This is a genomic window from Pseudonocardia pini, from assembly GCF_013870575.1.
Classification (GTDB): domain Bacteria; phylum Actinomycetota; class Actinomycetes; order Mycobacteriales; family Pseudonocardiaceae; genus Pseudonocardia; species Pseudonocardia pini.
Map to the genome: position 1 here is coordinate 1 of NZ_JACBXB010000064.1, position 13,085 is coordinate 13,085.

Consider the following 13,085-nt stretch of genomic DNA (forward strand, 5'->3'; position numbering starts at 1 on the left):
CGCCACCGGCAGCCGCAGCAGCCGGATCATGTTGGTGACGACGGGCCTGCTGCGGCCGATCCGGTCCGCCAGCTCCGTCTGCGTGACGCCGAACTCCGCCAGCAGCTGCTCGTAGGCGGCCGCCTCCTCCAGCGGGTTCAGCTGCACCCGGTGGATGTTCTCGAGCAGCGCGTCCCGGAGCATCTCGTCGTTGCCGGTGCTGCGGACGATCGCCGGGAGCTCCGCGAGCCCCGCCCGCTGGGAGGCCCGCCAGCGCCGCTCGCCCATGACGAGCTCGTAGCTCCCCGGCGCCGTCTCGCGCACGACGATCGGCTGCAGCAGACCGAACTCCCGAATGGAGTGCTCGAGCTCGGCCAGGTGCTCGTCGTCGAACTGGGCGCGGGGCTGCTTCGGGTTCGGGCGGATCGCACCGACCGGGATCTCCCGGTAGACGGCACCCATCTCGGGCGCCGGCTGCGGCCGCGAGGGCGTCGTCGTGTAGAGATCGGACGGCTGTGTGGTCCCCACCGTGACACCGGAGACCGGCGCCGTCGGGATGAGTGCGGCAAGGCCTCGGCCCAGCCCGCCCTTTCGCTCGACCATCTACGCGCTACCCGTCTCCGAGTCGGCTCCCATGTGCGAGCCGTACTCCGCGATCTCCCGCGCCGCGTCGACGTAGCTCATCGCGCCGCGAGAGCCCGGGTCGTACGCGAGCACCGTCTGGCTGTAGCCCGGCGCCTCGGACACCTTGACGCTCCGCGGGATGACGGTCCGCAGCACGGTGCCTGCGAAGTGCTGCCGGACCTCCGAGGTGACCTGGTCGGCGAGCTTGGTGCGCCCGTCGTACATCGTCAGCAGGATCGTGGAGACGTGCAGTGCCGTGTTGAGGTGCGACCGCACGAGATCGATGTTGCTCAGCAGCTGCCCGAGTCCCTCCAGTGCGTAGTACTCGCACTGGATCGGGATCAGGACCTCCTGGGCCGCGACGAGCGCGTTGACCGTGAGGAGCCCGAGTGAGGGCGGGCAGTCGATGAGGACGTAGTCGACGCCGAGCTCGTCGAGCACCGCGTCCGACAGCGCCTGCCGCAGCCGCGACTCCCTGGCGACCATGCTGACGAGCTCGATCTCGGCGCCGGCCAGGTCGATGGTGGCCGGCACACACAGCAGGTTGTCCGACGCCGTGCTGACCGCCGCGGCCTCGATGATGCTGATCTCGCCCAGCAGTGCCTCGTAGACCGACGGAGTGCCCGCGCGGTGCTCGACACCCAAGGCGGTGCTGGCGTTGCCCTGCGGATCCAGGTCGATGACGAGGACCCGCAGGCCGTGCATGGAGAGGGCGGCGGCGACGTTGACCGTGCTGGTCGTCTTGCCCACGCCACCCTTCTGGTTCGCGACCGTCAGGATGCGGCGGTGCGCGGGCTTCGGCATCCCATGGCGGTCGGGATGCCGAAGGCGGGCGGCGCGTTCCGCCTCTTCGGCGATCGGGGTCCAGCCGATACTCATCGCGGGGGACCTTCCTGACGATGTTTCACGTGGAACGCTTCTTCCGGGTTCGACCGGCGGGGCGGGCCTCGCGCTCGATCGACACCACCGTGCTCGGTGGGTCGACGACGCCGTGCCCGCACAGTTCGATCTGTGGCCTGGCGCCACCGAGCCTGTGGACCTCCGCCGCGTCGCGGTCGATCTCCTGCGGCGCCGAGGCGCCCTTCACGGCGAGGAGCCTGCCACCGACGCGCAACAGCGGCAGCGACCATCCGGCGAGACGGGCGAGCGGTGCGACGGCACGAGCGGTGACCACGTCCGCCCCCTCCCATCGACGCCGGATCGCATTCTCCTCCGCCCGACCGCGCTCGACGGTCAACGACAGGCCGAGATCCTCGACGATCTCGGACAGCCATTCGACCCGGCGGGCGAGCGGCTCGACGAGCACGATCCGGAGATCCGGTCGGGCCAGGGCCAACGGTATCCCGGGAAGGCCCGCTCCCGAGCCCACATCCACCACTTTGGCGCTGTCCGGCACGAGATCCGCGACGACGGCGCAGTTGAGGACGTGCCGGTCCCACAGCCGGTCGGTCTCCCGCGGCCCGATCAGGCCGCGCTCGACCCCGGAGGTCGCCAGGTGCTCGACGTACCGCGCCGCAAGCTCGAGCCGGTCGCCGAACACCTTTCCGGCGGCGGAGGGAGGGGGATGTTCCACGTGAAACCGTCCTGGGGGAGATACGGCGACGCCCTCCGGTCCGAAGAGGACACGGAGGGCGCGCGGGGCTCGGCCTACTTGTCGCGGAAGACGACGACCTGTCGGCGCGGCTCCTCGCCCTCACTCTCGCTGGACACGCCCTTCACCGCGGCGACGGCGTCGTGCACCACCTTGCGCTCGAACGGGGTCATCGGGCGCAGGCGAGCGGACTCGCCGGACTCGAGGACCTCCTCGGCGGTTCGGGTGCCGATCTCGGTGAGCTCGTCCCGCCGCGTCTGACGCCATCCGGCGATGTCGAGCATGAGTCGGCTGCGGTTGCCCGAGGCCTGCTGCACCGCGAGCCGGGTCAGTTCCTGGAGCGACTCCAGTCCCGAACCCTTCTCACCGACGAGCTTGGCGAGATCGGCCCCGCCGTCGATGCTGACGATCGCCCGGCCGGCCTCGACGTCCAGGTCGATGTCACCGTCGTAGTCGAGGATGTCGAGCAGTCGCTCGAGGTAGTCCCCGGCGATGTCGCCTTCCTTGATCAGCTGGTCCTCCGACCCGCCCTCCGCGGTCTTCGGCACGAGTGTCTCCTCTCCACGTTGCGTCCGTCCGGACCGCCGGAGCGGCCGGACGACGTGAACGGGCCACGACAGGATCGCGGCCCGCTCGAAGGTCTGCTACCGGCGCTTCTTGCCCTTGCGGGCCTGCGTCCGGTTACCGCCGCCGGGGCGGCCACCCTGCCCGGCGGGCCGGTTGGCGGGTTTGCCGCCGTTCGGCTTCGCGCCGGGCTTCGGCTTGTTCACGGGCTTCGCGCCGGGCTTCTTGGCCGGGGCACCGTCGGCCTCGACCTCGACCTCGGCCTGCTCGACGATCTCCGGCTCGGCGGGCGCGGACCCGTTGCGGTTCGGCTTCTGGCCGGGCTTGGGCGCCAACGCGTTGCGCTGCTCCGCGGCCTTGTCCTTCTTCTCGGACTCCTCGGCGTCGATCTTCTTGTAGACGACGTACTGCTGGCCGAGCGTCCAGAGGTTGTTCGAGACCCAGTAGAAGAGGATCGCCAGGGGGAGGAACGGGCCACCGACCACGACGCCGATCGGGAACACGTACAGCATCAGCTTGTTCATGATCGCGGTCTGCGACGTCGCCATGGCGGCCGGGTTGGCGGCCTGCCGGGCGACCGAGTGCCGCGCCGTGATGTGGGTGAAGATGCCCGCGAGGATCATCAGCGGGATCATCACGATGAGCTGGCTGGTGAGGTTCCCGCCGAGCTGCTCGAGGGTGACCGTGGAGTACTGGGTGTTGATGACGGTCGCGCCGAGCTTGGCGCCGAAGAAGTCCGAGTCGATGAACGAGCGGACCTCGTCCGCGCCGAAGAAGTAGTTCTCGGTCTTGCCGGGCGCGAACTCCCGGAGCACGTGGAACAGACCGATGAACACCGGGACCTGCACCAGGACCGGGAGACAGCCACCGAGCGGGTTGGCCCCGTTCTGCGCCTGGAGCTTCTGCATCTCCTGGGTGAGCTTCTGGCGGTCGTTGGCGTACTTCTTCCGGAGCCGCTGCATCTCCGGCGCCATGTCCTGCATCTTGCGCATCGAGCGGACCTGGCCGACGAACGGCTTGTAGAGGATCGCGCGCAGAGTGAAGACGAGGAAGATGACCGCCAGGACCCAGGAGATGCCCGCGTCCGCGCCGAAGATGTAGCCGAACGCCTTGTGCCAGACCCACATGATGAACGACACGGGGTAGTAGATGAAGTTCAGCACGGCGCTTGCTCCTCGCACTTCTCAGTGCAGTCGGCTCGGTGGTCAGGTCCGGGGGCGGCGGGCCCCCGGGGCGGGACCGGGTCCATCCCGCCAGGGTGCCACGGGTGACACCGCAACAGCCGCAGCAGCGCCAACCAGGTCCCGCGCAGCGCGCCGTGCACCTGGACGGCCTCGAGCGCGTAGGCGCTGCAGCTGGGGTAGAACCGGCAGGTCGGCGGCAGGTTCGGGGAGATCCAGCGCTGGTAGAAACGCACAGCGCCGACCAGCACCCGTGCGACGGGGGAGGGGTGCGGTGTCGAGGGATCGGTCACCGGGCCCGCTCCCGCTTCCTCACCGCCGAGCGCAGCCCGGAGTCGAGGTCGGTCGCCAGCTCGGCGGACGTGGCCGCGGCGGCGGGGGGCAGTGCTCGCACGACGAGCAGCGACCCACCCGGCAGGGTGTCCAGACGGGCCGCGACGAGATGGCGCAGCCGCCGGGTGACACGGTGGCGGACCACCGCGTTGCCGACGGCCTTGCTCACGACGAATCCGGCCCTCGGGGCGAGGACCGGATTCGAGGTCATGTCCAGATGCACGACGAGACGGGAGCGTCCCGCTCGACCACCGCGGCGGATCGTCGAGGCGAACTCGTCCCGACGGGTCAACCGGGCGCCGGCGGGCAACACTCCGACGCCGCGCGGATCAGGCCGAGAGAGCGCCGCGGCCCTTGCGGCGGCGCGAGGAGAGGATCGCGCGCCCTGCGCGCGTACGCATCCGAAGCCGGAAGCCGTGCGTCTTGGCCCGGCGGCGGTTGTTCGGCTGAAAGGTGCGCTTGCTCACGGTCGTCTCTCCCGATCGACGACACGGTGGTCGCGCCGTCGGTAGCTGATCTCAGTGGTCCTGCACGCCGCTCGAACCCGTCGGGGGTGCCGACGGCGGAACGCGCCTGAGAACAGGGTACGCAGCGCCGCGAAGGAGGGTCAAACCGCCCCCGGAGCCACCCGAAAGGCGGTGACCGCGATATCGCTCACCGTCATCATCGCAGGCCACCCGGGGCGGGCGGCACGGCGGTGGAAGCCGGTCTCACCTGCGTGTCTTGTGGACGCCCGCCGGTCGTTGTTAGCGTGCGCCCTTCACGTTCCATCCGGGGGGATCGGGACATCGCTCCACGCCGTCGACGTCCGTCGCCGGCACTGCGGACCGCGCGATCGAGGGGCGACACCGGTCCGTCGAACTCCCCTGCGTACGGTCGTGCACATGTGTGGATAAGTCTGGGGATGATTCGGACCCGGGCCGACCTGCGCGCACGCGACGACGATCCAGGACATGTGGCCGCCCCCAGCCGGCCGCCCAAGAGAGGGGCCGAGCGGTGGCCGAGGACCTCGCCCAGGTGTGGGATCTGGTCATCGCCGACCTCGCCACGCCCGCCCAGGACAGCGGCGGGCCCGGGCTCTCCGCGCAGCAGCGCGCCTTCCTCCGGCTGACCCGCCCGCTCGGGCTGCTCGACGGCACCGCGCTGCTGGCCGCGCCCAGTGAGTTCGCCAAGGACGCGATCGAGCGGATCCTGCGCCGTCCGATCAGCGACGCGATCCGCCGCCATCTCGGCGTCCAGGTGAACCTCGCGGTCGTCGTCGACCCGAACGCCGCGTCCGGCGGCACCGAGGTGCCGGACCCCCCGTCGCGCAGGCCCGTGGGCGCTCCCTCCCTCGGGGCGATCGCCGAGTCGCGGGCGCCGACCCCCGTCCCGATGGGATCCGACGGCGCCACGGCGGACGTCCCCACCCCGCCCTCGGGCATCCCGGTCGACCCCGCCGCGGCCGCCGCGCTCCCGGAGCCCGCCGGCGTCGAGGGCACACCTCCGCCCCCGCCGGAGGCCCGGCCCGAGGTGTGGCCGACGTACTCGGCCCCGCAGGCGGGGGACCCGGTCGCGCCGCGCTCCCAGACCCGGCTGAACGAGAAGTACATCTTCGACACGTTCGTCATCGGCGCGTCGAACCGCTTCTCGCACGCCGCCGCGGTCGCCGTCGCCGAGGCACCCGCCCGCGCCTACAACCCCTTGTTCATCTGGGGCGAGTCCGGGCTGGGCAAGACCCACCTGCTGCACGCGGTGGGCCACTACGCGCAACGGCTCTTCCCCGGGATGCGGGTGCGGTACGTCAGTACCGAGGAGTTCACGAACGACTTCATCAACTCCCTGCGAGACGACCGCAAGGTCGCCTTCCAGCGCCGCTACCGGGACGTCGACGTGCTGCTCGTCGACGACATCCAGTTCCTGGAGGGCAAGGAGGGGACGCAGGAGGAGTTCTTCCACACCTTCAACACCCTCCACAACGCGAACAAGCAGATCGTCGTCTCCTCCGACCGGCCGCCGAAGCGCCTCGAGACCCTCGAGGACCGGATGCGCACGCGGTTCGAGTGGGGCCTGATCACCGACATCCAGCCGCCCGAGCTGGAGACGCGGATCGCGATCCTCCGGAAGAAGGCGGCGCAGGACCGGCTCGCGGTCCCTGGGGACGTGCTGGAGTTCATCGCCGAGCGCATCGAGCGGAACATCCGTGAGCTCGAGGGCGCGCTCATCCGCGTCACGGCCTTTGCCTCGCTCAACCGGCAGCCGGTGGACACCCAGCTCGCCGAGATCGTGCTCCGCGACCTCATCCCGGACTCCGCCGCCTCCGAGATCACCGCGCCGACGATCATGGCGGTCACCGCCGAGTTCTTCGACGTGACGATGGAGGAGCTCTGCGGGCCGGGGAAGACGAAGGCGCTCGCGCAGGCGCGGCAGATCTCCATGTACCTGTGCCGCGAGCTCACGGACCTCTCCCTCCCGCGCATCGGCCAGACCTTCGGCGGCCGCGACCACACGACCGTGATGCACGCGGACAAGAAGATCCGCAACGAGATCTCGTTGCGCCGCAAGACGTTCGAGCAGGTGCAGGAGCTCACCGCTCGGATCAAGCAGCGCGCGAGGCACTGAGCCCTCCGCGGTCTGCCCCAGCGCCCCTGATCGATCCGACGGGCTCCGGTGGGGTCCCGCCTGCGGGCCAGCAGTCGGGGTCAGGCCCGGAGGGATCGGACCGACTTGCCCCATGATCACCGTTCTGGCAGCGCAGGCCGCGAAGGGCGCGGCTGTCCGTGCCGAGCTGGTGATCATGGTTCGCAGGGTGGGGTGCCGACCGCAGGACCGCCCCGCTCTCACGACGACCTGTCGGTGCGGCTCCTCGCTCGCCGGTGCACCCTCGCCACCGCTGTCACATCGCCGCCCTCATGACGACCTGTCGCCGTGGCACCTCGGCCTCGCTCCCGGGTGGTCACGCCTGAGCGACCGCTGTCACGGCGACGCCCCCGACACCGCCCGACGACGACCTGTCGGTGGGTCCTCGCTCTCACTCCCGCCGCCAGCCCCCTCAGCACCGCTACCGGTTGCGGCGACGCCCTCGCAGCGTTGTCCCCGAGAACCCGAGGGAAGATCTGTCGGCGCGGCAGCTCGGTCTCGCTCCCGCCGCCGACGCACTCGCGCCGCAGCGCCCGCTGTCACGGCGACGCCCTCGACACCGCCCGACGACGACCTGTCGGTGGGTCCTCGCTCTCACTCCCGCCGCCGGCTCCCTCGCGACCGCGGTCACGGCCCTCACGACGACCTGTCGGCGTGGCACCTCGGCCTCAGTCCCGCGGCCGACGCATTCGCGCCTGCAGCTAGGACCACTCCCGCGGCACGACTCACCTCACAGCCGGGGGTCGGCGTTCCGTCGCGGTTCCCTCTGCAGGGACCGCCCTGCCTGCGGCGGCAGCGGCTGCACCATCCACAGCGACCGCCAGAGCACCGCGACCACACGTCCCATACGCCGCTCCTGGACGACTCCGCGCTCTGTGAGGAGTGCGGCACCCGGGTGCCGCACTCCTCACGACCGGCGACTCACCCGGCCCGAGTCCTCGCGTCCACGCACCCGCCTCCGCGCAAAGTCCCTCCGCACCAACGCGTCCTGACACAGGCATCCGGACAGACGCACCCGCCAGCGGTCTCACCGAAGTGCCCTCGGGTGATCGATTCCTGCGATAGCCCAACGGCGTGCCTGGGCCGTCGTGCGATCGCGCCGATCGCCGCTCGACAACTCGGAGCAGTGAGCCAAGACTCGCTCCAGCCGGGTTCGACGGCTCACCGCCGCCGCCCAGCGCACCCGGCACGACCGAGCACAGGCGACTACACCCCGATCTCTCCATGATCACCATCGCGGAGCCCAGGACCGCGCTCTCCGCGGCGGAGCGCGCCGAACCGGTGATCACCGGTCACGTCGTACACCCTCGGCAGCAGATCGTGGGTGACCGTGCGCGCCGCCCCACCACACCGAGCCGCCCCACCACACCGAGCCGCCCCACCACACCGAGCCGCCTCACCACACCGAGCCGCCTCACCACACCGAGCCGCCTCACCACACCGAGCCGCCCCACCACACCGAGCCGCCCCACCACACCGAGAGCCGCCCACACCACCGAGCACCCGTCCAGCAACAGCGCCCCAACCACAGAGCGGGCCCCAACCACAGAGCGGGCCCCAACCACAGAGCGGGCCCCAACCACAGAGCGGGGCCCAACCAGCAGGAGCCGCCCCACCAGCAGGAGCCGCCCCAGCGAGAACCGACTCCGTACGAGCAGCCCCCTGACCACCGCCCGATCCCAGGTTGTCCCCAGCCCCGCCCCACCCTTCCTCACTCGAAGGACCCAAGTCGCTCCGTCACCGCCGTCACACCCACACGGAGCATCGGGCTCGGGACGCCGGAGGCCGCGCCATCGTCAGTCAGGCACCCCCACACGCCGTCACGAAGATCGACATCCACCCCACCCGCATCGACCACGCCGTTTCCGAATCGAGATCGACACACCCCGCGTGTCGCTCCCACTGCGACCGCTCGTCGTCTGCTAATAGGCGCTCGCCGCACAGTCCGACGCTCCGGAGGCCGCGCCCGTGACCGGTTTCGTCACGGTCCGTTGCAGATCGTGTGCAGGGCGGGGCTCCCGAGGGGTCCGGACGCCGTCACCGGGTCGCTGCGAGGCCGCCGACCGGTCGCACAGCGTGGACGCATGGCCACGCTTCACCCACATCTGGGGACAACTCTGTGGATTGTTGCGCCGACACCCGTGGACGGATGCCTCGGAAACGGTGGACAACTCCCCTCCGAGCCGGGGATGGCGGACGGACAACCCGCCCCGGACGCCGGCTGTCCACCGGTCCGACGATCCGTCCCGGTTCCGTCCGCAGGCACCGTCCCCAGGACGCCGCACCGTCCGACCTGCGACGACAGCCTCCATCCACACTATGCACAGGCCCTATCTCTACGTCTGTAGTTCTCTCCTTCGAAGAACTACAGAGAAAGAGGGCGGTGGATGGGGACTCGAACGAGGGCTCTCGGACACGGACCGTCGACCGCTCGCCGGGAGCCCACCCGCGACGTGACACCCGGCCTCGGAAGGCTCTACGGTGAGTCGGCCGAACCCGGACCGCTCCGTGGCGTCGGCGGAGTCCCGGGGGAGACTCGATCGGAGTCCCCCGAGCTGCGCCGAACCCGTCGTCGTCCGGGCTCCTCACAGTCCGCTCTGTGTGCCCGCCTCCCGGTCACACCCAGTGACCACCGGTGAAAGGTCCCTCTCGCGATGAAGTTCCGGGTCGAACGCGACGTGCTCGCCGATGCCGCTGCCTGGGTCGCCCGCAGCCTGCCCGCGCGACCGCCGGTGCCGGTCCTGGGCGGCGTCCTGATCGACGCCAGCTCCGGTGAGGGAGGGGACCGGCTCACGGTCTCCGGGTTCGACTACGAGACCTCGGCGCGGGTCGAGCTCGACGCGACGATCGGCGATCCCGGCAAGGTGCTCGTCTCCGGCAGGCTCTTGGCGGACATCACCCGCGCCCTGCCGAACAAGCCGGTGGACCTCGTCGTCGACGGGTCGCGCGCCACGATCAACTGCGGCAACAGCCGGTTCTCGCTGCCGACCATGCCGGTCGAGGACTACCCCCAGCTGCCGGGGATGCCGCAGCGCGCGGGCACCGTCGACGCGGCGGAGCTGGCCGGGGCGGTCGCGCAGGTCGCCGTCGCCGCGGGCCGGGACGACACGCTCCCGATGCTGACCGGCATCCGGCTGGAGATCGAAGGCACCCGGCTGACCCTCGCCGCGACCGACCGGTTCCGGCTGGCCGTGCGCGAGCTGGACTGGCAGCCGGAGGACGCGTCCGGCTCCACGGCGGTCCTGATCCCGGCGAAGACCCTGTCGGACGTGGCGAAGACGCTGGCCAACGCGGGGAGCGTCGAGATCGCGCTGTCCGCGGGCGACGGCATGCTCGGCCTCACCGGGGGCGGCCGCCGCGCCACCACCCGCCTGCTCGACGCCGAGTTCCCCCGCTTCCGCCAGCTCATCCCGGCCGAGCACACCACCGCGGCCGAGCTGCAGGTGTCCGCGCTCGTCGAGGCGATCAAGCGCGTCTCGCTCGTCGCCGACCGGGTCGCGCAGATCCGGATGGAGTTCGGCGAGGACGGGCTGCGGCTCGCGGCGGGCGGCGAGGACGTCGGGAGCGCCGAGGAGGAGCTGCCCTGCGTGCTCGACGGCAACCCCCTCATGATCGCGTTCAACCCCGGCTACCTGCTCGACGCCCTCGGCGCCCTGCACACCGAGAAGACGCAGCTCACGTTCACCACGCCGAACCGGCCCGCGCTGGTCCGACCGGTGCTCCCGCCCGCGGACGGCGAGGAGGGCGCGGACGCCCCCGCGAGCCCCGGCTACCTCCACCTGCTGATGCCGGTGCGCCTCCCCGGGTGATCTCGGCTGCCCGTCGGGTCCCGTTCGGACGCATGCGGCACGATGAGCGCTGACGCGCAAGGCATGAGTGACGGATGAGGAGCGGGACGTGCAACTCGGACTGATCGGCCTGGGCCGCATGGGCGGCAACATGCGGGACCGGGTGCGGGCGGCGGGGCACGAGGTCGTCGGGTACGACCCGCGGCCCGAGGTCACGGACGTCCCGTCGCTGGCGGAGCTCGCGAAAGCCCTCGAGGGCCCGCGGGTGGTCTGGGTGATGGTGCCCTCCGGCGAGCCGACCCGGTCCACGGTCCGCGCGCTCGCCGACATCCTGGAGCCGGGCGATCTCGTGATCGACGGCGGCAACTCCCGCTACACGGACGACGCCCCGAACGCGGAGTTGTTGGATGCCAAGGGGATCGGCTACGTCGACTGCGGCGTGTCCGGTGGCATCTGGGGCAAGGACAACGGCTACGGCCTGATGGCGGGCGGGTCGAAGGAGCACATCGACCTCGCCATGCCGATCTTCGACGCGCTGCGGCCGGAGGGGGCCCGCGAGGAGGGCTTCGCGCACGCCGGGCCCGTCGGCGCCGGGCACTTCTCGAAGATGGTGCACAACGGCATCGAGTACGGCCTGATGCAGGCCTACGCCGAGGGCTTCGAGCTCATGGAGGCCGCACCCCTGATCCACGACGTGCCCGCGGTGATCCAGGCGTGGTCGCGCGGCACCGTCGTCCGGTCCTGGCTGCTGGACCTGCTCGTCAACGCGCTCAAGGAGGACCCGCACCTGGCGGACCTGGAGGGCTACGTCGACGACTCCGGCGAGGGCCGGTGGACGATCGAGGAGGCCATCCAGCACGCCGTCCCGCTGCCGGTGATCTCCGCGGCCCTGTTCGCGCGCTTCGCCTCCCGCCAGGACGAGTCGCCCGCGATGAAGGCCGTTGCGGCGCTTCGCAACCAGTTCGGCGGGCACGCCGTGAAGAAGGTCGCCGGCCCGTCCGGCGCCCCGGGCGACCACGCGGGCCCCAGCTCGGGGACCGGCAGCACGCAGGGCTGATGCACCTGCGGCGACTGGCCGTCGAGGACTTCCGCTCCTGGGAACGGGCCGAGCTCGACCTCGAACCGGGGGTGACGGTCCTGGTCGGGTCCAACGGCGTCGGCAAGACGAACCTGGTGGAGGCCATCGGGTACGTCGCCACGCTCGGCTCGCACCGCGTCGCGAACGACGCCCCGCTGATCCGGCGGGGCGCCGAGCGCGCGATCGTGCGGGCCCAGGTCGTGCACCAGGGCCGCGAGCTCTTCGTGGAGCTGGAGATCACGGCGGGGCGGGCGAACCGCGCCCGGGTCAACCGCGCGCCGGTGCCGCGGCCGCGGGAGATCCTCGGCATCCTGCGCAGCGTGCTGTTCGCCCCCGAGGACCTCGCGCTGGTGCGCGGCGACCCGAGCGAGCGGCGCCGGTTCCTCGACGAGCTGCTGGTGGCCCGCTACCCGCGGTACGCGGGGGTGCGCAGCGACTACGACCGGGTGCTGCGGCAGCGGTCGGCACTGCTCAAGACCGCCCGGAACCGCCAGGCCGACCTGTCCACGCTCGAGGTGTGGGACGGGCACCTCGCCCGGCACGGCGCGGCGCTGCTCCTGGGGCGGCTCGAGCTGGTGGACGGGATCGCGCCGCACGCGGAGAAGGCGTTCTCCGAGGTCGCACCGAGCTCGGACCCGTTGTCGCTCAGCTACAAGTGTTCGATCCCGGGCGAGCTCGACCGCGCGGACCTGGAAGGCCTCCTGCTCGCGGAGCTGGCGCAGGTCCGCCGCCAGGAGATCGAGCGCGGGGTGTGCCTGGTCGGCCCGCACCGGGACGACCTGGTGCTCAACCTCGGCGAGGGTCCCGCCAAGGGGTACGCGAGCCACGGCGAGTCCTGGGCGATCGCGCTCTCCCTGCGGCTCGCGTCGTACCGCCTGCTGAAGGCGGACGACGTCGAGCCGGTCCTCATCCTCGACGACGTCTTCGCCGAGCTGGACGCGCAACGGCGCCGGGCGTTGTGTGCGGTCGCCGCAGAGGCGGAACAGGTCATCGTGACCGCGGCGGTCGACGAGGACGTCCCGGCGCAGCTGACTGGTACCCGCTTCTCGGTGGGCGGCGGCTCGGTGGCGAGGTCGACACGGGGAGAGGACCCGCCGAACACCGCCTGACGTGCGAGGGAACGGAAGAAGTCGGGTGACCGCCAGACGGCCGCCCCTGGGGACAAGGCTGTGGATACTGTGGATAACTCCTACTCCTCTGGTGACTCCAGTCACAAGGGACCGCGGGCCACGCCGGACCGGACCAGGTCGAGCTCCTCGGACAGGGCGGTCAGCTCCGCGAGCCTGCCGACGAAGGTGCCTGGCGCGGCCATGGGTCGAGTGTGGCCC

Annotated in this window: 12 protein-coding genes; 4 read left to right on the top strand and 8 right to left on the bottom strand. The window is 71.4% G+C overall.

Translation table 11 applies throughout. The features are described from left to right. The 8 genes from H5J29_RS06555 to rpmH all read right to left on the bottom strand — a co-directional run. On the bottom strand, nt 1-507 hold a 507-nt coding region (locus H5J29_RS06555), incomplete at its 3' end, for a ParB/RepB/Spo0J family partition protein (protein ID WP_376768509.1). 75 nt (nt 508-582) lie between these two features. After that, complete coding sequence (locus H5J29_RS06560; protein ID WP_181780013.1) at nt 583-1,482, bottom strand: ParA family protein; 900 nt, start codon at nt 1,480-1,482, stop codon at nt 583-585. A 25-nt stretch (nt 1,483-1,507) separates the two neighbouring features. Beyond that, nucleotides 1,508-2,176 (bottom strand): 16S rRNA (guanine(527)-N(7))-methyltransferase RsmG, encoded by a 669-nt coding sequence (gene rsmG, locus H5J29_RS06565; protein ID WP_181780014.1) that lies wholly within the window; start codon nt 2,174-2,176, stop codon nt 1,508-1,510. 74 nt (nt 2,177-2,250) lie between these two features. After that, nucleotides 2,251-2,742 carry a Jag family protein gene (locus H5J29_RS06570; protein ID WP_181780015.1) on the bottom strand — a complete coding sequence of 164 codons (492 nt, stop codon included), beginning with the start codon at nt 2,740-2,742 and terminating at the stop codon, nt 2,251-2,253. Nucleotides 2,743-2,838: 96 nt separating this feature from the next. After that, nucleotides 2,839-3,921, bottom strand: a complete 1,083-nt coding sequence (gene yidC, locus H5J29_RS06575) for a membrane protein insertase YidC (protein WP_181780016.1) — start codon at nt 3,919-3,921, stop codon at nt 2,839-2,841. After that, nucleotides 3,915-4,232 (bottom strand): membrane protein insertion efficiency factor YidD, encoded by a 318-nt coding sequence (yidD, locus tag H5J29_RS06580; protein ID WP_181780017.1) that lies wholly within the window; start codon nt 4,230-4,232, stop codon nt 3,915-3,917. The genes yidC and yidD overlap by 7 nt, the downstream gene beginning before the upstream one ends. Then, on the bottom strand, nt 4,229-4,585 hold the full coding sequence (rnpA, locus tag H5J29_RS06585) for a ribonuclease P protein component (RefSeq protein WP_181780018.1): 357 nt from the start codon (nt 4,583-4,585) through the stop codon (nt 4,229-4,231). The genes yidD and rnpA overlap by 4 nt, the downstream gene beginning before the upstream one ends. 16 nt (nt 4,586-4,601) lie before the next feature. After that, the gene (gene rpmH, locus H5J29_RS06590; protein ID WP_181780019.1) at nt 4,602-4,739 is read right to left on the bottom strand and encodes a 50S ribosomal protein L34; all 138 of its coding nucleotides are present in this window, start codon (nt 4,737-4,739) and stop codon (nt 4,602-4,604) included. A gap of 550 nt (nt 4,740-5,289) precedes the next feature. On the opposite strand from rpmH, the gene dnaA reads away from it, so the two are divergent. The 4 genes from dnaA (at nt 5,290) to recF (ending at nt 12,866) form a co-directional block, all read left to right on the top strand. Continuing rightward, nucleotides 5,290-6,873, top strand: a complete 1,584-nt coding sequence (gene dnaA / locus H5J29_RS06595; RefSeq protein WP_376768510.1) for a chromosomal replication initiator protein DnaA — start codon at nt 5,290-5,292, stop codon at nt 6,871-6,873. Nucleotides 6,874-9,545: 2,672 nt separating this feature from the next. Further along, the gene (gene dnaN, locus H5J29_RS06600; RefSeq protein WP_181780021.1) at nt 9,546-10,700 is read left to right on the top strand and encodes a DNA polymerase III subunit beta; all 1,155 of its coding nucleotides are present in this window, start codon (nt 9,546-9,548) and stop codon (nt 10,698-10,700) included. Between the two features lie 88 nt (nt 10,701-10,788). Beyond that, nucleotides 10,789-11,736, top strand: coding sequence for a phosphogluconate dehydrogenase (NAD(+)-dependent, decarboxylating) (gene gnd / locus H5J29_RS06605; protein WP_181780022.1), 948 nt, complete (start codon nt 10,789-10,791; stop codon nt 11,734-11,736). Then, entirely contained in the window at nt 11,736-12,866 is a 1,131-nt protein-coding gene (gene recF / locus H5J29_RS06610; protein WP_181780023.1) for a DNA replication/repair protein RecF, read from the top strand. Before gnd ends, recF begins: the two co-directional genes overlap by 1 nt. The last annotated feature ends 219 nt before the right edge of the window (nt 12,867-13,085 follow it).

Bases quoted from the DNA above. Each gene is read 5' to 3' on its own strand.
- H5J29_RS06560 (WP_181780013.1), bottom strand. From the start codon at position 1,482: ATGAGTATCGGCTGGACCCCGATCGCCGAAGAGGCGGAACGCGCCGCC.
- dnaN (WP_181780021.1), top strand. From the start codon at position 9,546: ATGAAGTTCCGGGTCGAACGCGACGTGCTCGCCGATGCCGCTGCCTGG.
- recF (WP_181780023.1), top strand. From the start codon at position 11,736: ATGCACCTGCGGCGACTGGCCGTCGAGGACTTCCGCTCCTGGGAACGG.